General features: G+C 70.1%; 14 protein-coding genes. 11 read left to right on the forward strand and 3 right to left on the reverse strand.

What is annotated here, in order from left to right:
* Nucleotides 1–31 precede the first annotated feature (31 nt).
* Nucleotides 32–3,175: an ATP-binding protein gene (locus OG496_RS51935; RefSeq protein ID WP_405975996.1), complete on the forward strand. Its 3,144-nt coding sequence runs from the start codon at nucleotides 32–34 to the stop codon at nucleotides 3,173–3,175.
* Here OG496_RS51935 and OG496_RS51940 read toward each other — a convergent pair.
* Both OG496_RS51940 and OG496_RS51945 read right to left on the reverse strand, forming a co-directional pair.
* The gene (locus tag OG496_RS51940) at nucleotides 3,156–3,941 is read right to left on the reverse strand and encodes an ABC transporter permease (protein WP_405975997.1); all 786 of its coding nucleotides are present in this window, start codon (nucleotides 3,939–3,941) and stop codon (nucleotides 3,156–3,158) included. The two genes, OG496_RS51935 and OG496_RS51940, sit on opposite strands and share 20 nt — an antisense overlap.
* A complete protein-coding gene (locus OG496_RS51945; protein ID WP_405975998.1) occupies nucleotides 3,938–4,924 on the reverse strand; it encodes an ATP-binding cassette domain-containing protein in 987 nt (328 codons plus the stop codon). The genes OG496_RS51940 and OG496_RS51945 overlap by 4 nt, the downstream gene beginning before the upstream one ends.
* 173 nt (nucleotides 4,925–5,097) lie before the next feature.
* Here OG496_RS51945 and OG496_RS51950 point away from each other — a divergent pair, with 173 nt between their 5' ends.
* The gene (locus tag OG496_RS51950) at nucleotides 5,098–5,544 is read left to right on the forward strand and encodes an SRPBCC family protein (RefSeq protein WP_405975999.1); all 447 of its coding nucleotides are present in this window, start codon (nucleotides 5,098–5,100) and stop codon (nucleotides 5,542–5,544) included.
* Between the two features lie 11 nt (nucleotides 5,545–5,555).
* On the opposite strand, the gene OG496_RS51955 is transcribed toward OG496_RS51950, so the two are convergent.
* On the reverse strand, nucleotides 5,556–9,644 hold the full coding sequence (locus OG496_RS51955) for a discoidin domain-containing protein (protein WP_405976000.1): 4,089 nt from the start codon (nucleotides 9,642–9,644) through the stop codon (nucleotides 5,556–5,558).
* 222 nt (nucleotides 9,645–9,866) lie between these two features.
* On the opposite strand from OG496_RS51955, the gene OG496_RS51960 reads away from it, so the two are divergent.
* The 9 genes from OG496_RS51960 to OG496_RS52000 all read left to right on the forward strand — a co-directional run bounded on the left by OG496_RS51960 (nucleotide 9,867) and on the right by OG496_RS52000 (nucleotide 20,834).
* Nucleotides 9,867–11,996 carry a glycoside hydrolase family 27 protein gene (locus tag OG496_RS51960; RefSeq protein WP_405976001.1) on the forward strand — a complete coding sequence of 710 codons (2,130 nt, stop codon included), beginning with the start codon at nucleotides 9,867–9,869 and terminating at the stop codon, nucleotides 11,994–11,996.
* Between the two features lie 91 nt (nucleotides 11,997–12,087).
* Entirely contained in the window at nucleotides 12,088–13,380 is a 1,293-nt protein-coding gene (locus OG496_RS51965; RefSeq protein ID WP_366496328.1) for an extracellular solute-binding protein, read from the forward strand.
* A 1-nt stretch (nucleotide 13,381) separates the two neighbouring features.
* On the forward strand, nucleotides 13,382–14,317 hold the full coding sequence (locus tag OG496_RS51970) for a carbohydrate ABC transporter permease (protein ID WP_405976002.1): 936 nt from the start codon (nucleotides 13,382–13,384) through the stop codon (nucleotides 14,315–14,317).
* A complete protein-coding gene (locus OG496_RS51975) occupies nucleotides 14,317–15,165 on the forward strand; it encodes a carbohydrate ABC transporter permease (RefSeq protein ID WP_405976003.1) in 849 nt (282 codons plus the stop codon). Before OG496_RS51970 ends, OG496_RS51975 begins: the two co-directional genes overlap by 1 nt.
* Nucleotides 15,162–17,225, forward strand: a complete 2,064-nt coding sequence (locus OG496_RS51980) for an alpha-galactosidase (protein ID WP_405976004.1) — start codon at nucleotides 15,162–15,164, stop codon at nucleotides 17,223–17,225. Before OG496_RS51975 ends, OG496_RS51980 begins: the two co-directional genes overlap by 4 nt.
* A gap of 67 nt (nucleotides 17,226–17,292) precedes the next feature.
* Nucleotides 17,293–18,066 carry an SDR family NAD(P)-dependent oxidoreductase gene (locus OG496_RS51985; RefSeq protein WP_405976005.1) on the forward strand — a complete coding sequence of 258 codons (774 nt, stop codon included), beginning with the start codon at nucleotides 17,293–17,295 and terminating at the stop codon, nucleotides 18,064–18,066.
* A gap of 34 nt (nucleotides 18,067–18,100) precedes the next feature.
* Complete coding sequence (locus tag OG496_RS51990) at nucleotides 18,101–18,877, forward strand: FadR/GntR family transcriptional regulator (RefSeq protein ID WP_366496323.1); 777 nt, start codon at nucleotides 18,101–18,103, stop codon at nucleotides 18,875–18,877.
* The gene (gene dgoD / locus OG496_RS51995; RefSeq protein ID WP_405976006.1) at nucleotides 18,874–20,019 is read left to right on the forward strand and encodes a galactonate dehydratase; all 1,146 of its coding nucleotides are present in this window, start codon (nucleotides 18,874–18,876) and stop codon (nucleotides 20,017–20,019) included. Before OG496_RS51990 ends, dgoD begins: the two co-directional genes overlap by 4 nt.
* Nucleotides 20,016–20,834, forward strand: coding sequence for a hypothetical protein (locus tag OG496_RS52000; protein ID WP_405976007.1), 819 nt, complete (start codon nucleotides 20,016–20,018; stop codon nucleotides 20,832–20,834). Before dgoD ends, OG496_RS52000 begins: the two co-directional genes overlap by 4 nt.
* The last annotated feature ends 10 nt before the right edge of the window (nucleotides 20,835–20,844 follow it).

Here is a 20,844-nt window from a genome sequence, read left to right on the forward strand (position 1 = left end):
GTGGTGGCGGGACCTTGGTTAATCTGCACGGGTGACTGTTGACCTGACCCTGCTGCCGCGTGTCGCCTATCGAAGACAGGAGGTCACCGCGCCCCGTCTCCGCGGTCTCCTCGCGTTGCTCGCGGGCGACCTGCGCACCGGCTGCAGCACCGAGCGGCTGGTGGAAGGGCTGTGGCCGGACGAGTTGCCGGAGCGGCCGGGGAAGGCGCTCCAGGTCCTCGTGTCCAGGGCGCGGGCGCAGCTCGGCGCGGACCTCATCGTCAGCACGCCGACCGGATACAGGCTCGCCCTCGGCGAGGACCAGGTCGACAGTTCCGCCCTGCTGCTGCATGCCGCTGCCTGCGCGGACCGGGCCAGGGCCGGGGACCACGCGGGATCACTGGCCGAGGCCGAGGCCGGGCTCACGCTGTGGGAGGGGACCCCCGACCAGGGCGGCGACAGCGACGACCCCGTCGCCGCGCTGCGTGCCGAGCGCGCGCCCGTCCGCGACACGCTCGTCCGCGCGCAGGCGCTCGCGCTCGCCCGCCTCGGACGGCACGCGGAGGCCGCAGGACCGCTGGCCGCGGCCGCCGTAGCGCATCCGCGTGACGAGGAGGTGCTCGGTGAGCTGCTGCGGGGCGAGGCGGCGACGGCCGGCCCGTCCGCCGCGCTGACCCGGTACGAGGCGTACCGCCGTGAGCTGCGCGACGAACTCGGCACGGACCCGGGGGCCGGACTCAAGGCCGTACAGCAGGAGTTGCTGCGTGGCGAGGCGCCGGTGGCCCGGCATGGTGTGCCGCACGAGCCGAACCCGTTGCTCGGCCGGGGCGAGGACATCGCGGCGGTCGAAGGGTTGCTCCGCTCCTCGCGCGCCGTCACCGTCGTAGGCCCTGGCGGGCTGGGCAAGACGCGGCTCGCGCACGCCGTCAGCCGTCGGGCCGAGCAGCGCGTGGTGTACTTCGTGCCGCTCGCCGGTGTCACGGAGGACGCGGACGTGGCCGCCGAGGTCGCCTCCGCGCTCGGTGCCGGTGCCATGAACGGGCCTGCCTCGGCAGACCCGGTGTCCGGCATCCTCGGCGTGCTCGGTTCCGGGCCCGCGCTGCTGGTCCTCGACAACTGCGAGCAGATCATCCGGGGCGCGGCCGACCTCGTCCAGGCACTCGTCTCGTCGTCCAAGGACCTACGGGTGCTCGCCACCAGCCGCTCCCCGCTCGGCCTCACGTCCGAGGCGGTGTACGCGCTGCCTGAACTCGGTCTCGGTGTCTCGGTCGAGTTGTTCACCCAGCGGGCCCGGGCCGCCCGGAGCGGGGTGGAGCTGCCGCCGGACGCGGTGGCCGAGCTGTGCCGGCACCTCGACGGGCTGCCGCTCGCCGTGGAGTTGGCGGCAGCGCGGGTGCGCGTCCTGTCGGTCCCGGACATCGCCCGCCGCCTCGGCGACCGGTTCGCGCTGCTGCGCGGTGGGGCGCGGGACGTGCCGGAACGTCACCGCACCCTGCACGCGGTCGTCGAGTGGAGCTGGAACCTGCTCGCCGAGGACGCCAGGGCCGCGCTGCGCACGCTGTCCGTCTTCCCCGGCGGCTTCTCCGGCGAGGCGGCCGAACAGGTGCTGGGCGACGACGCGTTGGTCCTGCTGGAGCAGTTGGCCGACCAGTCGCTGCTCACCGTCGCCGACACCCCGGCCGGTGTGCGGTTCAGGATGCTGGAGACCGTACGGGAGTTCAGCGCGGCCCGGCGTACCGAGGCGGGCGAGGACGAGGCGGCCGTAGACCAATTCCTTGTCTGGGCGCGGGAGTTCGGGGTCGCGCATCACGATGTGCTCTTCGGGTCGGACTCGCAGGCCGCTTGGGAGCGGATCAAGGCCGAGCAGGACAACCTCGTGGCGGCGCTGCGGCATGCGCTGGCGCAGGCGGACGACCCCGCGACCGCTGCCGTGACCGCCGTCCTCGCCAGTCTGTGGTCGACCGGCACCAACTACCCCCGCCTCGTCGCCCTCACCGAGGACACCGGACCGGCGCTGTCGCACTACCACCCCGCGCCCGCATACGTCGAAGTCGCCCGCACCGCAGCGGTGTTGGGCACGGTGACCGTGTTCATGGGCACGGGCCCGCGCGCCGTACGCCAGCTCGTCACCCTCCGGCGGCTGCCGCCGGCCCCGCCGACCTCGTTGATGCGCGCCACCGCGATCGTGCTGAGCGCGATCCCCGAGATACGGCGGCCCGACTACGACGTGCTGCGCAGGCTGTGCGATGGCGAAGGTGGGGGCGGTGAGGGGCCGTTGCTCTCCGGTATCGCCGAGTGCGTGGCGTGTTACGTCTGGGAGTTCGAGCACGACATCGAGCGCGCGCTGGTCTCCGCCCGCCGAACTGTCGTAGGACTGGCCCGAGTTGACAATCCGTCCGTGCAGCTCATGGTGCACTCGCGGCTGAGCGAGCTGTGCCTGCGGACCGGGCGGGGCGAGGAGGCGTACGAGCATCTCAAGGCGTCCCTCGCGGTGTTGCCGCGGCTCGGTGACGGGCACGACTACGTCGGCATCCGTTCGCTCCTCGTCCTCGCCTGTCTGCAGCGGGGTGACGCCGACGAGGCGGAGCACTGGCTGCGGCAGGCGGAGAGCGACAGCACCCCGCCGGAGGACGACTTCTACCGGCCCGACCTCGGCGGGCGCGCAGAGATCGCGCTCGCCCGCGGACTGACGGAGGTCGGGCTCGGCCTGTGGCGCGGCGCCGTGGAGCGCATGCTCGCGGCCGGCGCGCTGCGCGACGACGATGCCTGGCTCGACCCGTGGGCGTTCATGGTCCAGGCGGTGGCCGTGACCGCGCACGCACGTGCCGGTCGGCTGGCGCTGGTGGAGGAGTTGGTCGACCGGTTGCGGCGGCGGCTGCGGACGCTGCTCGCCGAACCCGTCGGCTCGCCCTCCGAACTTCCGTTGCTCGGGACGATGTTGCACGCCCTCGGGATGGTGGGGCTCGCATCCGGCGAAGGAGACGAAGGCGCCGTACGGATGATCGCGTTGGCCGAACGGCTGGGCGTGCTGCGGGAGTTCCAGCCCACGATGTCCGCGGATCTCGCCCGGCAGGCGGCCGAGGACGCCGACAGGGCGGCGTACACCGACGCGGTGTCGGAGTACGCCGCCCTGGGGCGGGACGAGTTGCGGGAGGCGGCCCGCGCTGTCATGGCGACTACTTCGGGTCGCGGTTGAACGCGGCCGTGGACCAGCGGTAGCCGAGCACGGTCAGACCGACGCACCAGGCCAGCGCGATCCACCAGTTGTTGCCGATCCCGGTGCCGAGCAGCAGGCCGCGCAGGGTCTCGATGGCCGGGGTGAACGGCTGGTACTCGGCGATGGGCTGGAACCAGCCCGGCATCGTGTCGGCCGGGATGAACGCGCTGGAGATGAGCGGGAGGAGGATCAGCGGCTGAGCGCTGTTGGCGGCGGCCTCGGCGCTCGGGCTGACCATGCCCATCCCGACCGCGATCCAGGTGAGCGCCAGGGAGAACAGCGCGAGCAGCCCGAACGCCGCCAGCCACTCCAGTGCGGTGGCGTCCGTGGACCGGAAACCGATGGCCACGGCGACGGCACCGACGAGGACCACGCTGGCGACGCACTGGATCACACTGCCGACGACGTGCCCGACGAGCACGGACCCGCGGTGGATCGCCATGGTCCGGAAGCGGGCGATGATGCCCTCGTTCATGTCGGTGGCGACCGACACCGCGGTCCCGATCACGGTGCCGCCGATGGTCATCATCAGGATGCCCGGGACGAGGTACGCGACGTAGTCGGAGCGGTCCGCGCCGCCGATGCCCGTGCTCAGCACATCGCCGAAGATGTAGACGAAGAGCAGCAACAGCATGATCGGCGTGAGCAGCAGGTTCAGGGTGAGGGACGGGTAGCGGCGCGCGTGCAGCAGGTTGCGGCGCAGCATCGTGGACGAGTCGCGGACGGCGAGGGAGAGGGTGCTCATCGGACGTTCTCCTTGGGCTGGTTGGGCACGCTGGGCTGGTGGGCGACCTTGGCGCCGCCGGTCAGGGCGAAGAACACGTCGTCGAGGTCGGGGGTGTGCACGGTCAACTCGTCCGCCTCGATGTCGGCGGCGTCCAACCAGTCGAGGATGGCGCGCAGTTCGCGCTGGCTGCCGCCACTGGGGATCTGCAGCGAGAGTGTCTCGTCGAACCGGGTGACCTCGCGCAGGGCCGTCGCGGCGGACTGGTAGGCGTCCGGGTCGGTGAACCGGAGCCGTACGTGTCCGCCCGGGACGAGCCGCTTCAACTCCTCGGCGCTGCCCTCGGCGACGAGCTTGCCGTCGTTCAACACCGCGATGTGGTCGGCGAGTTCGTCGGCCTCGTCCAGGTACTGGGTGGTGAGGAAGACGGTCGTACCGCCCGAGACCAACTCCCGGATGATTCCCCACATGTTGTGGCGGCTGCGGGGGTCGAGGCCGGTGGTCGGTTCGTCGAGGAAGATGATCCGCGGGTCGCCGACCAGGGTCATGGCGAGGTCGAGGCGGCGCTTCATACCGCCGGAGTAGGTGGAGGCGGGCTTCTTGGCTGCCTCGGTGAGGTCGAAGCGCTCCAGCAGTTCGGCGGCGACCCGCCGTCCCTCCTGCTTGGACAGGTGGTGCAGGTCCGCCATGAGGAGCATGTTCTCCTCGCCGGTGATCAGACCGTCGACGGCGGAGAACTGCCCGGTGACACCGATCGCTGCCCGCACGGCCTGCGCGTCGGTGGCCAGGTCGTGACCGCCGACCCGCAGGTCGCCGGCGTCGGCGGTCACGAGGGTGGAGAGGATCTTGACGGCGGTGGTCTTGCCGGCGCCGTTCGGACCGAGCAGGGAGAAGACGGTGCCGGCCGGGACGGCCAGGTCGATGCCGTCGAGCACTGTCCTGTCCCCGTAGGCCTTGCGCAGCCCGGTGGCTGAGATCGCGAGTTCGTGGGTCGTTGTCGTCATGCCGCAGAGCTTGCGGGAGGGCGCATTCAGCTCGGTTTCACGGCGGTTTCAGTGCCCTGGAACCGGCGGGTTCGCCGACAGGGAGCACGGGCGGAGCCGCGCCGATAAGCTGAGGGTGCTCGGCACACCAGCGCGCACCCAGCCAAAACTCCCACCGCAGCACAGGAGGAATCGTGGCCGGACAGTTTGAGGCGACAGCCGAGGTCAACCGCCCCGTCGAGGAAGTCTTCGCCTTCCTCGCCGAGGGTACGAACGACCCCAAGTTCAGCCCGAGGGTCCAGGAGATCACCAAGACTCCGAAGGGCCCGACCGCCGTGGGCACCATCTTTACGAGCACGGTCAAGGACGCCGGTATGAAGACGGGCCGGAAATTCCGGATCACCGAATACGACGCCCCGCACCGCATCCGCTGGGCCGAGGACTCCAAGAACGTCGTGACGGCGGCCGAAGGCGGCTACGACCTGGAATCCACCGGCCCGGGCACGACCCGGGTGCGGATCTTCAACGTCCTCGAAGGCCACGGCGTCGGCAAGCTCCTGGTGGGCTTCGCCCTGGGCGCGGCCCGCAAGGACGCGCCCGCGTTCGGGCAACGCATCAAGACGGCGGTGGAGGCGTCCTGACGGACCAGCTTTTAGGAACTCGCTGTTGCGGGGCGGCTGTTATAGGCCTCCACCTCCAGAAGCGGATGGCCTGAGGTCAGAGCCCCGGTCGGCCACGACAGGGTGACGGTCTGGGACTCGTCGGGCAGCAGCCACAGGTAGTTGTGGCTGTACAGCGTCGGCAGGACGCGATGGCCGGTCGCGGCGTCCTTCAGCGAGAGGCGGACCATCGCGGCGACGGCCGGCCCGTGATTGCGGACGGTGGCGGTCAGTTCGGTACGGGTCCCGGAACGGGACACGCGCCCGAGCGTCGCGGAGACCTTCGTCCGCGGCGCCTTGCTCAGTGCCTGCATCGCGGCCGGTGTGCGATAGCGCCAGTAGGTGTTGCGCGACAGGACCCGGCCGTCGGTGCCGGTCAGCGTCAGGCGGAGGAGATGCAGGTCCGGCAGGTCGTCGGTCCAGGCCGCCGTGAACGCCTTCGTGGTCGCGGCCGGTGCCACGTCCAGCCGGGCACTCTTGCTCCCACCGAGCCGACGGCCCGTCAGATCGATCAACTGCGCCGAGACCACGGCGTTCTTCAGGCCGTCACGCGTGTGGTTGACCGCGATGACCCGCCCCTCGGGATCGGCCTGGACATGCAGGGGCTCGCAGGCCGAACGGGCGCCGTAGTACGTCCCGTTGACGTCGAAGTCGTAGTCGTAGGTCTGCCAGACCGTGCTGTGCCAGGCCGGATGGGACATCCACAGCATCAGGCCGCTGGCGTTGTCCCAGAGGTTCGCGTTCCACGCCTCGAACATGGCGCGCGTGTTCTCGTAGTTGACGAACTGGGCCTTGCGCGCGAAGTCGTCCAGGTCGGTGGTTGCGCCGAGGCGCGCTTCTACGGCCGCCTTGTACGTCTGCGGTGCCTGGTTCCCGCGCTCGCTCCAGTCGTGGTAATACCAGGCGCCGCGGATCGGCCACTCGGGTTCGTCGCCCGTCAGGTTGCGCATGCTGGCGGCGGTGGAGACGACGGGCATGCCGATCTCCGTGTGGAACCCAAAGTCCTTGCTGCCGTAGGTGGTTGGGTCGAAGTACTTCTCCGGTTCGACCCAGCCGTACGGGCCGCCGCCGGTGATGATGCCGCCGGCCGAGTTGTTCTGGTAGAGGATGCCGGGGGCCTGTCCCTCCACGGCCTCGCGCATGCCCTGGTCGATGGCGGCGGGCGGGTTGCCCTCGTTGGCGCCGCACCAGATGACCACGCTGGGGTGGATGCGGTAGCGAAGGACGGTGTCCCGGGCGATCGAGTTGAAGGCGTCGTGGTCCGGCGGGTCCATGCCCCACGCGTTGGGGAAGTCGTTCCACACCAGGATCCCGTGCTCGTCGCAGGCGGCGAAGAACTCCTCCCGGTCGGACGTGCCCACCCAGTTGCGGATCATGGTGAAGTTCATGTCGCGGTGCATGCGTACGGCCGCGTCCATCCGCTCCGGCGGCATCCGGCGCAGCAGCTCGTCCCAGCCCCAGTTGCCGCCTCGGGCGAGCACCCGGACCCCGTTAACGCTGATCTTCAGCGGGTCGGGGGTGTTGGACACCGACTTCACGTCGGTCCAGGTGTCCGCGTCGTCCGACACCTGGATCACATAGGTCTTCGGGTAGGCCGACTCCCAGAGGATGGCGACCCGGTCGAAACGTTTTGCGGCGCCGAGGTCGACCTGGATCCACTGGTGGTCCACGTACTCCGAGGACCAACGGGTGCTCGTGTCACCGTCGGTGGCGTGTGCGGCCGGGTTGTCGGGGTCCTCGGTGGACGCGGTCGTCTTCTGGTGCAGGGCCAGGTCGGTTCCGAGCGCGGCACTGTCGACGACGCCAAGAGACCACAGGGAGTTGCCCCAACTGGTGTTACGCAAGCCGCAGTTGATACGGACGTAGCGCGCGGTCCGGGCGGCGAAGTCCTCCACTTGCAGGCTTGCGTTGCCGTTGTTGAAGGGCAGCGGAACCGCGCTGTTGTCCACCGACGCGGCATCGGTCCAGGTGGCGTTGTCGGCGGAGACCTGAACCAAGTAGGTCTTCGCGTAAGCCTGTTCCCAGGTCAGGTCGATCCCGTCGAAGGACTGCACGGAACCCAGGTCGACCCGGATCCACTGGTCGTCCGCGTAGGCCGAGGACCAGCGCGTGCCGGGGTCGCCGTCGGTCACGTTGCCGGCGGCGTGGTCGTCCCCGTCCGTGCTCGAAGCGTCGGCCTGTGTGTGCAGGGCCAGGTCGGTGGCGGGCCGAGTGCTGTCGCGTACGGCCAGGGTCCACAGGGAGTAGCCCCAACCGGAGGCCCTGGTAAGGCATTTGACGCGCACGTACCGGGCCTGTTGCCGGTCGAACGTCACGGACTGGGTGTACGCGTCACCGGAGTTGGCGAACGGCAGCGGCACCTCGTACTCGTAGCCGAACTGACGGATGCCGAACCGGGTGATGCGGCGGTCGCTCTCGGAGCCGTCGAGCGTCGCGGTGATGGTGAGCTTGTGGAGGGCCGGGTCGCCCAAGCCGTTGGGCCACCACAAGTCGGGGTTGCGGAGACGCAGTTGACCGAAGGCGTCAGGAGTGAACGTGACGTCGACACTCTCGCCCGCCGGTACGGTGACGACCTTGCTGACCCTTACGTTGCCGAAGGCCGCGGAGACCGTCGTCCTGTGGTCGGTGGTGTCGGCGTTGCGGACCGGTACGACGATCGTCAGCTCGGCGACCGACACCTGGGGCAGGTTCGGCAGCACGGTGTCGACACGCGGGTCGCTGATCACGACATGGCCGGTCGTTCTCAGCCGGACGTGGTTCCAGATGCCGGCGGCCCGGTCGCGTACCGCCGGCATCCAGTCCCAGCCAGAAGAGGCCAGGTAGGTGGGGGAGTTGAGGTTCATCTGGTTGGCGCCCGCGTCCACCCAGGACTCACCGGCGGGGCCCTTGTCGCCGGGGCTGCCGGGTACCGGCATGGGTGTGATCTTCACGGCGAGCGCGTTCGCCCCGCCCGCCGCGAGCAGCTCGGTCACGTCGTGGGCCGAGCGGGCGAACGGGTAGGTCAGACCGCCCACTTGGTGACCGTTGAGCCAGATGTCGGCCGTGTGGTTGATGCCGTCGAACTCCAGCCAGGTCCGCCGCCCGGCGCCGGTGCGCAGACCGCGCGGCAGCTCGAACTCCCGCCTATACCACCACGAATGACGTGACAGGGCCTCGGGGATGTGGAGGTTGTTCAGTCCGACCACGGGGTCGGGCAGCTTGCCCTGGTCCACGAGTGAGCCGAGTACCGTGCCGGGGACGGTGGCCGGTAGCCAACTACTGGTGTCCGTGGACGTCTTCGACAACTTCGCGCCGTCGCCGTCGGCCCAGTCGTCCAGTGTCAGCCGCCAGCCGGACTCCACCGGGACCGTGCCGTCCTCGGCCACCGTCAGCTTGGGTGCCGGTCCGGAGTGGATGCCCCAGTCCGTCCAGCCCGTGGCCGACGGCCGGTGGCCCGCGACACTGCCGTAGACCTCGAAGCCGTTCAGGCCAAGGGGGTTGGGGTTGGAGCGCCGGGTCGAGGTCAGCCGTACCCAGCGGGCGGTGACCGGGTGCGGGGGCTGGATGTCCACCACTCCGCCGGTGCCCGCCGTGGTGCGGTACGCGCTGGTCCAGGTCGTGTGATCGGTGGACGTCTCGACGACGTACTCGACCGAGTAACTGGACTGGATCTCCTTGCCCGTTGTGCCGTCGGCCGGGTTGCCCGTGGTGGGAGGTGTGAACACCGGGTCGCTCGCGTCGGCCTCGAAGGTGAGGCGGATCGACGTGACGGCGCACGCGGCCTGCAGATCGATCGCGATCCACTGCGGGTCGCCTGCCGCCGCCCGCCATCCGCTTCCGCGCACACCCGGCGAGCCGAGCCGGTCCACCACGAACGAACCCGGGGTGGGCGCGTAGGCCGTCGAGGAGACGGACACGGGGCGGTGGAGCGCGAGTTCGCCGGGTGTGCCGGGGGAGGAGGGCGCGGTCGCCGGGCCGGCACCGGCGGCTGTGGCGGTCGACATGGGCAGCACTGAACCCAGGCCGAAGCCCGCGAGCAGGGTGGAACCCGTGGTGACGACGGATCGGCGCGACAGGCGTGGCGAACTCGATTGATCTGTCATGAACGTGATGTCCCATCAAACGTCGGCGGCACTGACAACGTTGCCAAAGGCTGTGACGCGCGGGAAGCTGTGTCAACCCCTGATGCAGCCTTCTAATAAATTAGGAATTAATATTGACAGGGTTTCGGTCGCGCGCCACAGTCGTCGCCGTGACGCCGGAAGCCCCTGTCGCAGTGCGGCCCGGGTCACGTCCTCCTGCTTCCCAACCCTCGGGAGAGGCAAGTGACTTCACATCCGCAGGTCCGCACGCCCGCGGTTTCGAGACGGACGCGCCGCGCCACCGTCGTCGCCATCGCGACCGTACTGGCGGCGACCGCCGCTCCGGTGGCCACGGCGCAGACCGGCGCCGATCAGGGCGCACCCGACTATTACGACAGCGGCCTTGCGTCGACGCCGTACATGGGCTGGAACACCTACTACGGTCTGGGCGCACCCACCGAACAACAAGTGCGCTCCGTCGCGGACAAGCTGGTCAACAGCGGTCTGCGGGACGCCGGTTACGACATCGTGTGGCTCGACGGCGGCTGGCAGGCCGACAACCCGCGTGACGCGCAAGGCCGGTTGGTCGCCAACCCGACCCGCTTCCCCTCCGGCATCCCCGCCCTCGTCTCCTACCTGCACAAGCGCGGCTTGAAGGCGGGCATCTACACCGACGCCGGCACCTACGACGGCGGCAAGAGCTGCGGGCTCGGCAGCAGGGGCCACTACGACGCGGACGCACGGCAGTTCGCCGGCTGGAAGATCGACGCGGTCAAGGTCGACTTCCTGTGCGGGATCGGCGCCAAGCTCGATCCTGGCCCGGCGTTCAAGGAGTTCAGCGACGCGGTCGCCAAGTCCGGCCGCAAGATGCTGCTGAACCTGTGCAACCCGCTCACCGACGACTGGGGCCTGCCGCACACACCCGAGCAGGACGCGCACAACACGTACGTCTACGCTCCGACGATCGCCGACTCCTGGCGCACCGGCACGGACATCGCCTGGGGCACCCCGAGCCCCGGACAGTGGCCCAACATCCTGCGCAACATGGACGCCAACGCCTGGCACCCCGAGGCGCAGGGACCCGGGCACTACAACGACCCGGACTACCTCATCCCGATGCGCCAAATGACCGACGGCACGCTGGAGTTGACCCAGGAGGAGTCCACCACGCAGTACGTGATGTGGGCCGAGATGGGTTCGCCGCTCGTCCTGGGTTCCGACCCGCGCACTCTGACGGACTTGATGCTCGCCACTCTGCGCAACCCGGAGATCATCGCCGTCGACCAGGATCCGCTGGCGATCCAGGGCGTGCGCGTGGCCAGTGACTCGGTCGGCGACGTGTACAGCAAGGTGCTGGAAGGACGCGGGCAGCGCGCGGTCGTCCTGCTCAACCGGTCCGACCAACCCGCCCTGCGCACCGTGCAGTTCGCGGATTCCGGGCTCGGCGGGTCGGTCCGGGTGCGTGACCTGCGGGCTCGCGCCGACCGGGGCACGCACACGGGGTCGTACACCGTCGAGGTCCCGGCGCACGGCACCGCGCTCCTGAAACTGACCGGAGCGGACGCCCTGCCCGGTGCGAACTTGGGCCAGAAGACCACGGCGAGTCCGGCTGTCGTGCGTGACGGCGACACGCTCACCACCTTCCTGCGCGGACCGCACGGCTCGCTAGTCCAGCAGGCCGATGGCAGGACGCGCGACCTTGGTGGTCCTACGAAGGGCGAGATCCTCGGCCAGCCCGCCGCCTACGCCTCGGCCGGCGGGCGGATCGACGTCTTCGTGCGAGGCGCCGACTCCCAGGTGTACCGGCGGGTCTACGTCGGCGGACGCTGGGGAGCGTGGCAGAGCCTGGGCGGCCGGGTGGCCGACGCGCCGTCGGTGGCGTTCACCGATCCCGCGCACTGGACGCTGTTCGCCACCGGCACGGACGGGCAGGTCGTGCAGCGCGGCCCGTCGACCGGCTGGACCTCGCTCGGCGCACCCGGTGGCCGGGCGGTGTACGGGCGGCCGTCCGCTGCCGTGGACGCGCAGGGGCGGGTGCATCTCGCCGTGCGCAGCGCGGCCGACGACGTGTGGACGCGGTCCCGGGATGTGTCGGGGGAGTGGTCGCCGTGGGCGTCGGTCGGCGGGACCGTCAGCGGGAGCCCGACGCTGGTCGCCGTAGGGGATGCCGTGGTGCTGTACGCGCGGGCCGCCGACTACACGCTCTGGCAGCAGCGGTACGAGAACGGTGCGTGGCAGGGGTGGACCAAGCAACTGGCGTTCCCCAGCGCGGCGTTCGACGGTGCGCTCGGGGCGGTGGCCGGGCCGGGCGGGACGGTCGACGCGGTGTTCCGCGGAGTCGACGGCTACGTTCACCTGACTCAGTTCAACTAAATTAGTAATTATTCTTGACGTGGTGGGGACACCACGTGAACCTGGATCCCGCGTGCATCAGGATCCGCGCGGGATCCACAAGGAGCCATCCATGACGAACCACCAGCCAGACCGACGCCGGTTCCTTGCCGGACTCGGTGCCGCGGGCACGGCGGCGCTGCTCAGCGGCTGTGTCACCTCGACCTCCTCCGGCAAGAGTTCCTCGAAGGGCGCGGTGACCCTCCAGTCCAACCTCTCCGCCCCGCAGGCCAAGGCCGCGATGGAGGACCTCGTCGCCGCCTACGCAAAGAAGGGCTCCGACCGCGCGAGCCTCAACACCGTCGCGGCGGAGACCTTCCGCACCCAGCTGCCGACGTACCTCACCTCAGCCAACCCGCCGGACGTCTACACCTGGTACCCCGGCTCGGTCGCGGAGGCCTACGCCAAGAAGAACCTGCTGCTGGACCTCGATGACGCGTGGTCCTCGTCGCCGGACCTCAAGCGGTACTCCAAGGCGCTCAACTCGTTGTGCACGTCGACGAGTTCGGGCAAGAAGGTCTTCGTCCCCACCACCTACTACTGGTGGGGCATGTTCTACCGGAAGTCCAACTTCGCCAAGTGGGGCGTGAGCGAGCCGAAGAGCTGGGACGACTTCCTCGACCTGTGCGACAAGCTCAAGAGCAAGGGCGTCACCCCGATCGGGCTGGGTGCCGGCGGCGGCACGGCCTGGGTGGCCTCGGCGTGGTTCGACTACCTCGACATCCGGATCAACGGCGCCGAGTACCACCGCCAACTCCTCGCCGGAAAGCACCGGTTCGACGACCCCGAGGTGCGCAAGGTCTTCGACCGCTGGCAGGAGGTGCTGCCGTACTTCGACCCGAACGGCGCCGCCGTCGCCTTCCAGGACGCCACGACCTCGCTGCTCAACGGCCGTAGCGGCATGATGCTCATCGGCACCTTCTTCGCCGACGCGGCGCCGAAGAACGCCCTCGACGACATCGACTTCTTCCGCTTCCCGGTCATCGACGCGAAGGTCCCGCTCGCCGAAGAGGCGCCCACCGACGGCTACTTCGCCAGCGCCCGCACCGGTCGGCACGATCAGGTGATCGACCTGATGAAGTACCTCGCCACCGCCGAGGCCCAGGAGATCTACATCAAGGGCTCCTCCGGTACCGTCCTGCCCTGCAACCCCGCCGCGAAGGACGCCGGCACCGCGCTGGTCAAGAAGGGCCGCAAGCACGTCGATTCGGCCGTGGAGATCACCCAGTTCTTCAACCGGGACTCCAGCGACGCCCTCCAGCCCACCGCGGACAACGCGTTGACGAAGTTCCTGGCCAAGCCCAAGTCGATCGGGAGCATCCTCACCGACTGGCAGCGCGACGCCGAGAAGATCTGGAACGCCTGACATGGCCGTCCTGACCGCGCCCGACCGGAAGTCCCCGGCCCGAACGCCCGCCAAGGGCAAGCGGGTTCGGGGCCCCCGGCGCACACCCCCGCTGGTGCTCGCCTTCGTCCTCGTCCCGCTCCTCGTCGAGGCGGTGTGGGTGTTCTGGCCCGCCGCCCAGGGCTTCTACCTCGCCCTGACCAAATGGGACGGCGTCTCCCCACCGCAGTTCGTCGGTCTGAGCAACTTCCGGGAGATGGCCCACGACGACGTCTTCCGCAGCGCGGCCGGCCACACCATCCTCTGGCTCGTCCTCTTCGGCGGCCTGTCCGCCCTGCTCGGCCTCGCCGCGGCCCTGCTGCTCCAGCAGGAGCGGCGGGGGGTCGGCTTCTACCGAGCGGCCCTGTTCCTGCCGGTCGTGTTCTCCCTGGTAGCCACGGCTCTCGTCTGGCAGGCGATCTACCAACCCGACGGCGTCCTCAACCAACTCCTGCAATCCGTAGGCCTGGGCAGCCTGCGCCACGCCTGGCTCGCCGACCAGGACACCGCCCTCTACGCCGTGATCGTGCCCGCGCTCTGGCGCCAGATCGGCTACGTCATGGTCCTCTACCTGGCCGGACTCAAGGGCATCGACCCGGCCCTGTACGAGGCCGCCAAGGTCGACGGCGCCAGCGCCTGGCAACGCCTCCGGCACGTCACCCTGCCCCAACTGCGCAGTGTCAACGCGGTGGTTCTGTCCGTCATCGTCATCGACTCGCTGCGCTCCTTCGACGTCGTGTGGTCCCTGACCCGCGGCGGGCCCTACCACTCCTCCGAGCTGCTGAGCACCTACATGTACTCAACCGCCTTCCAGTCCCTGCGACTTGGCTACGGCTCCGCACTCGCCGTCGTCATCTTCGTACTGGCCTTCGGTGTCATCTGCTCCTACCTCGTGCGCGCGTTCCGGGAGGCCGACTGATGTCCGCCAACTCCACGGCCCTGCGCCGCAAGAGGGCCGCGACCGCCGGATTCCACCTGGGTGCGGGCGCGTTGGCGATCCTGTGGCTGCTGCCCATCGCCCTGGTCCTGGTGACCAGCCTCCGCTCCTTCGACGACATCGCCGCCAACGGCCTGGGCAGTTGGCCGCACTCCTTCACCCTCGGCAACTTCCACCAGGCCTGGGTCGATGGCGGCCAGCAGCGCGCCCTCATCAACAGCCTGATCGTCACGATTCCCTGTGTCCTGATCACGCTGGCCCTCGCCGCGATGGCCGCCTTCGCCCTCAGCCGCTACGAACTCCCTTTCCGCCGCTCCCTGTTGCTCATCATGCTCGGCGGCAACCTCCTCCCGCCGCAGATCCTCCTCATCCCCGTCTCCAAGCTCAGCGAAGTGATGGGCATCTTCGACACCCTGCCCGCACTCATCGGCGTACAGATCGGCTTCGGCGTCGGCTTCTACGTCTTCGTCCTGCACGGGTTCATGCGGTCGATCCCGACGGAGATCCAGCAGGCGGCGGTCGTCGACGGCGCCGGCCCCTGGCAGATCTTCTGGCGGATCATCCTCCCGCTGACCCGCCCCGCCCTGGCCGCGCTCAGCGCCCTCTCCTTCACCTGGATCTTCAACGACCTGCTCTGGGCGATCACCGTCCTGCGCAGCGACACCAAGATGCCGATCACCGCAGCCCTCATCGGACTTCAGGGCCAGTACGTGTCGATGTGGAACGTCATCGCGGCCGGTTCCGTCATCGCCGCCGCACCCACGGTCGCCGTGTTCCTGCGCTTCCAGCGGCACTTCGTGGCCGGGCTCAACCTCGGGGCGGTCAAGTGACCTACCAGCGCTGGACCTTGCGCACGGAGAACACCAGCTACACCGTGCGCCTGTCCCCGGACGGCCCGTGGGCCGAGCTCGACGCGTGGGGACCGCTCGGCGTCGAGGACGGTCCGTCCGCCCTGGACTGGTCGAGGCGCACACACTTCATCACGCCCGCCGACGCGGCGCCCGCCGAGTATCTGCCGTACGGACTACGGCCGTTCACCGGGTCGGAACTGGTTGCGTCGCGTCCGGATGGCGAGGACCGGGGCGTGTGGTGGGAGTTCGCAGGCGCTGAGGCGGACGAGGGCGCGCTTCGAGTCGCCTTCCACGACGAGCAGTTGGGCCTCCGTACCGTCCTCCACTACGAGACCGTCCCGGGCACGGACGTGATCCTCCGCTGGACAGAGTTCACCGCCACGGACCAACTCCGCCTGGAGCGCCTCGACTCGGCGGCCGTGAACATCCCCGTCACCGGAGTCGCCCGCCTGACCTACCTCACGGGCCAGTGGTCGCAGGAGTTCCAGCGCACCCAACTCAACCTGCCCAGAGGTACGTTCAGCATCGGCAGCCTGCAAGGTGTGCCGGGACACGCGTACGCGCCCTGGCTCGCGGTGCAGGACGGCGAGTCGCCGGCCGCGTACGGCATCGCCCTCGCCTGGCCCGGCAACTGGCACATCACCGCCGAAGCCGAACCCGGCGGTGCTGTGCGGGTACGGGCGGGCCGCGTCCCGCACGAGGGAGCGGTGATCCTCGCGCCCGGCGAGACCCTCACCACCCCCCAACTCGCCTGCGCCTTCAGCCCGGAGGGCCTCGACGGACTCTCCCGCGTCTGGCACCGCTACGAACGACACCTCTCCAGCGAGCGCCTGCACCGCCCCCGCAAGGTCCTCTACAACTCCTGGGAAGCCACCGGCTTCGACGTCGACGCGGCCGCGCAACTGGAGCTGGCGAAGACGGCCGCCGACATCGGGGCCGAGCTGTTCGTCGTGGACGACGGCTGGTTCACCGGGCGCGCCGACGACACCGGGGGACTGGGTGACTGGTGGCCGGATCCGGCGGCCTTCCCGCAGGGCTTCGATGAATTCATCGCGGACGTACGGGCGTTGGGCCTGGACTTCGGTCTGTGGATCGAGCCAGAGGCAGTCAGCCCCGGGAGCCGTCTGTACGCCGAACACCCCGAGTGGGTCTACCGGATCGAGGGCCGCCCCGGCCGCCTCGTCCGCAACGAGCTGCTCCTCGACCTGGGACGGGCCGACGTCCAGGACTTCGTGATCGGGACGCTCGACCGGCTGCTCGGCACCTACGCCATCAGCTACGTCAAGTGGGACATGAACCGCCCGCCCACCGAGCGCGGTCGCCCCGGTGCAGGCCGCGTGGACCTGGACGGCGAGCATGTCGCCGGATACCTGCGCGTTCTCGACCACCTCCGTTCCGCCCACCCCGACGTCACCGTCGAAGGCTGCGCGGGCGGTGGCGGGCGGATCGAGCACGCGACGATCGCGCGCACCGACGTGGTGTGGCCCAGCGACAACACCGCACCGCTGGACCGGCTTTCGGTCCAGTACGGGTTCCTGCACGCGCATGCCCCGCACGTCATGAGCTCGTGGGTCACCGACGCGCCCGGTGTCTTCGATCCACGCCCGCGCAGCCTCGCCTTCCGTTTCGTCAACGCCATGTGCGGGGTGCTGGGCGTCGGCGCCGACCTGCGCGCGTGGACGCCGGAGCAGCGGGCCGAGGCGGCTTGGTGGATCGGCCGGTACAAGGAGGTGCGGGACGTGATCCACCATGGTGAGGCGCGGCTCCTCGGTACGCCGGAGGAGCCGAGCTGCGGGGTGCAGTACGACGCCGGGAACCAGACCGTCGTCGCTGCGCTGAGCACCGGGCGGCTCGACGGGGCGCCGCTCGTGCCGGGGCGGATGGACCGGCTTCGGCTCCGGGGACTGGACGCGACGGCGCGCTATCGGGACACGGCGACGAGAACGACGTACAGCGGAGCCCATCTGCTGCACTACGGGCTGCCGTTCGCGTGGAGCGCCGATCATGATGCCGACCTGATCGTGCTGCTGCGTGAGTGAGCCCCGTATGTTTCCGGCAAGCCCTTTCTCGCGAGAAACGCGCAGGACGCGAAGGAGTCGAACCCCGATGGACCAGTCCGTACGACGGCACGGCGCCCGTTTCACCGGACGCACGGCCGTGGTCACCGGCGCGGCCTCCGGCATCGGAGCCGCCACGGCCGTACGCCTCGCCGAGGAGGGAGCCGCCGTCGTGCTCGCCGACATAGCCGAGGAGCGGGGCGAGGCGGTGGCGGAGCGGATCGGCAAGGACGGTGGGCGGGCGCGGTTCGTGGCCGCCGATGTCGCGGTCGAGGAGGAGTGGGCGCGGATCGTCGGCGCCGCGCACGCCTTCGGGCCCGTCGACGTCCTCGTCAGCAACGCCTTCACTGTCGACGTCACCCCGGCCCACGAGATGACCCTGTCGTCCTGGCAGCGGCAGCTCGACGTGAATCTGACCGGCAGTTTCCTCGGGTTCCGGGCGGTGCTGCCCGATCTGAAGGAGCGGCGGGGCGCGGTGGTGCTGACCTCGTCCGTGCACGCCCACAAGGGCATCCCCGGGCATCCCGCCTACGCCGCCGCCAAGGGCGCGCTGCTCTCCCTGTGCAGCCAACTGGCCGTCGAATACGGGCCTGTTGTACGCGTCAACGCCGTTCTGCCGGGACCGATACTGACTGCCGCCTGGGACAGAGTGCCGCCCGAGGAACGGGAACGCAGCATCGCCGAGACGGCCGTACGCCGCTTCGGCACGCCCGAGGAAGTGGCCGCGGCCATCGCGTTCCTCAGCGCCGACGAAGCCTCCTTCATCACCGGGACGAGTCTCGTGGTGGACGGCGGCTGGAGCGTCGTCAAGGCCTCCGCATGACCACGCTCCCCAACCAGCAGAAAGGCTGTACGACATGACGCCCTATGCCCGTCGAGGCGTCCACGGCCAGACCGTGGAACTCCTCGCCCGCCGCATCCTGGGCGGTGAGATCGCAGAAGGGGCCACACTCGATCTCGTGGCGCTGCAGAGCGAGTTGGACGTGAGCCTGACCGCGCTGCGCGAGTCGCTCAAGGTGCTCGCGGCCAAGGGGATGGTCGACGCCCGGCAGCGGCGCGGCACCTTCGTGCGCCCCCGCGCCGAGTGGAACCTGCTCGATGCCGACGTACTGCGCTGGCAGTTCGAGGGCGCCTCCACCAGCGAGTCCGACCGGGCGCTGCTGCACAACCTCGCCGAAGTGCGCGCCATCATCGAACCCGCTGCCGTACGCCTGGCCGCCCAGCGCCGCACCGACGCTGACCTGGCCGCACTTGACGGCGCCCTCGACGCGATGGGGGAGCAGGGCAGCGACGCCGCCCATGCCGTCGAGGCAGACCTCGCCTTCCACCGCGCGCTGCTCGCCGCCACCCACAATGAACTCCTGGAACGCATGGAGATGGTGATCGAGTCCGGCCTCGCACACCGCGACCGGATCGTGCACAGCGCCCCGCACAGCGAGGACCCCGTCCCGGCCCACCGCGCCGTCCTGGACGCCGTACGCGACCAGGACCCGCAGGCCGCCGAGGCCGCGATGCGCGCCCTGCTCGACCAGGCCGGCCGCGACCTGGACCGCCTGGACGACTCCGAAGAAGAGGGTTCCCACGTGGACTCCGCACAGGACTCCGAAGAAACGGAAGGCTCCCGGTCTCAGTGAAGATCACCCGTGTCGAGACCTTCCTCGTCCCGCCCCGCTGGCTGTTCTGCCGCGTCGAGACCGACGAGGGCGTGGTCGGCTGGGGCGAACCGGTCGTCGAAGGGCGCGCCGAAGTCGTCCGCGCCGCCGTCGACGTCCTTGCCGAACACCTCGTCGGCCAGGACCCGTTGCGCATCCAGGACCACTGGCAGGTCATGTCCAAGGGCGGCTTCTACCGGGGCGGCCCGATCCTCTCCAGCGCCGTCGCCGGCCTCGACCAGGCGTTGTGGGACATCGCCGGGAAGACGTACGGCGCCCCCGTGCACGCCCTGTTGGGCGGTCCCGTGCGCGACCGCGTCCGGGTCTACGCCTGGGTCGGCGGCGACGAACCCGCAGAGCTGAGCGAGCAGATAGCCGCCCAGGTCGAGGCCGGTTTCACCGCCGTGAAGATGAACGCCGCCGGAGCCACCTCACCGATCCCCACCCCCGCCGAGACCGCCGCGATCGTCGCCCGCGTGGCCGCCGCCCGCGAGGCACTCGGCCCCGACCGTGATGTCGCCGTCGACTTCCACGGCCGCTTCACCGCCGCCGGCGCGCGCCGCGTTCTCGCCGAACTCGCCCCGCTGCACCCGCTGTTCGTCGAGGAACCAGTCCTGCCCGAGCATGGCCATCAGCTGGCCGACCTCGTCGCGTCGAGCCCGGTACCGCTCGCCACCGGCGAACGCCTTTACGGCCGCGCCGAGTTCCTGCCCGTACTCGCCGCGGGCATCGCCGTCGCCCAGCCCGACCTGTCCCACGCCGGCGGCATCTCGGAGGTCCACCGCATCGCCTCCCTCGCGGAGGCCTACGGAGCCCAGCTCGCCCCGCACTGCCCGCTCGGCCCGATCGCACTGGCGGCCAGTCTGCAGGTCGCGTTCGCCACCCCCAACTTCCTTATCCAGGAGCAGAGTCGAGGCATCCACTACAACAAGGACGCCGACCTGCTGTCCTACCTCGTCGACCCGGCGCCCTTCCGGTTCGTCGACGGTCATGCGGTACGCGGTGACGCCCCCGGCCTCGGCATCACGATCGACGAGGCCGCCGTACGAGCCGCCGACCGCACCGGCCACGCCTGGCGCAACCCCGTGTGGCGGCACCCCGACGGCTCCTTCGCGGAGTGGTGACCGTGCCGCTGGACATCGTTACCGACCTTGCGCACGGCGGGCGTTGGACCTCGCTGCGGGTGGCGGGGCGTGAGTGGCTGTGGCGGCGCGAGGCCCCAGAGCGCGACAACGTTTCCCCCGGCGACACCTTCGTGGACGCGGGCGGACTGGAGGAGTGCATCCCAACGGTCCGAGGTGCTCCCGACCACGGTGACGCCTGGTCACGACCCTGGACACGAGAGGGAGTTGCGGATGTCCTTCGCTGCGACCGCTTCACCCTGGCGCGCACGGTGCGGGGTACGACGGGCGGTGCCGAGGCCGACTACGTCCTGACGGCCGACCCGGGCTTCCGCTTCGTATGGGCCGCCCATGCTCTGCTCGACCTCTCCGACCGTGCCGGGCTGCACATCCGTAGCGGAGCGCGTACCCGGCTCTTCCCTGAAGCGGCACCGCTGTTGGACCGTGCGTGGCCGGACGGTGCCTCATGGGTGGAGGGCGACTGGCCCGCGCCGTGCGGACTGCGTCTGGACGGGTTCGGTCCGGATGACGGCACTGCCGTAGGAGCCGTCGTGGACGCTTCTTACTGCTGCCTCCACGACCAGGCCGACCGCCTCTCACTCGCCCTCGAAGCCGACGGACAGCCCGTGTCCATCGCGCTGTGGCGCAACCTGGGCGGCTTTCCCGCCCAACACCCCTACCGCAGCACGGGCGTTGAACCGATGCTCGGCCGCGTCTTCGACCTCGCCGAGGCGGGCCCCGAGGACGCCGCCCGGGTACCCGCCTCGGGCGAACTGCGGTGGCGGCTTACGCTCGCCACGAACTGCCGTTGCGCCTGAACCGACCTGT

Origin of the sequence: Streptomyces sp. NBC_00988 (genome assembly GCF_045162645.1) — a bacterium.
GTDB lineage: Bacteria > Actinomycetota > Actinomycetes > Streptomycetales > Streptomycetaceae > Streptomyces.

Bases quoted from the DNA above. Each gene is read 5' to 3' on its own strand.
- OG496_RS51955 (WP_405976000.1), bottom strand. From the start codon at position 9,644: ATGACAGATCAATCGAGTTCGCCACGCCTGTCGCGCCGATCCGTCGTC.
- OG496_RS51985 (WP_405976005.1), top strand. From the start codon at position 17,293: ATGGACCAGTCCGTACGACGGCACGGCGCCCGTTTCACCGGACGCACG.
- OG496_RS51990 (WP_366496323.1), top strand. From the start codon at position 18,101: ATGACGCCCTATGCCCGTCGAGGCGTCCACGGCCAGACCGTGGAACTC.
- OG496_RS51945 (WP_405975998.1), bottom strand. From the start codon at position 4,924: ATGACGACAACGACCCACGAACTCGCGATCTCAGCCACCGGGCTGCGC.
- OG496_RS51970 (WP_405976002.1), top strand. From the start codon at position 13,382: ATGGCCGTCCTGACCGCGCCCGACCGGAAGTCCCCGGCCCGAACGCCC.
- OG496_RS51965 (WP_366496328.1), top strand. From the start codon at position 12,088: ATGACGAACCACCAGCCAGACCGACGCCGGTTCCTTGCCGGACTCGGT.
- OG496_RS51975 (WP_405976003.1), top strand. From the start codon at position 14,317: ATGTCCGCCAACTCCACGGCCCTGCGCCGCAAGAGGGCCGCGACCGCC.
- OG496_RS51940 (WP_405975997.1), bottom strand. From the start codon at position 3,941: ATGAGCACCCTCTCCCTCGCCGTCCGCGACTCGTCCACGATGCTGCGC.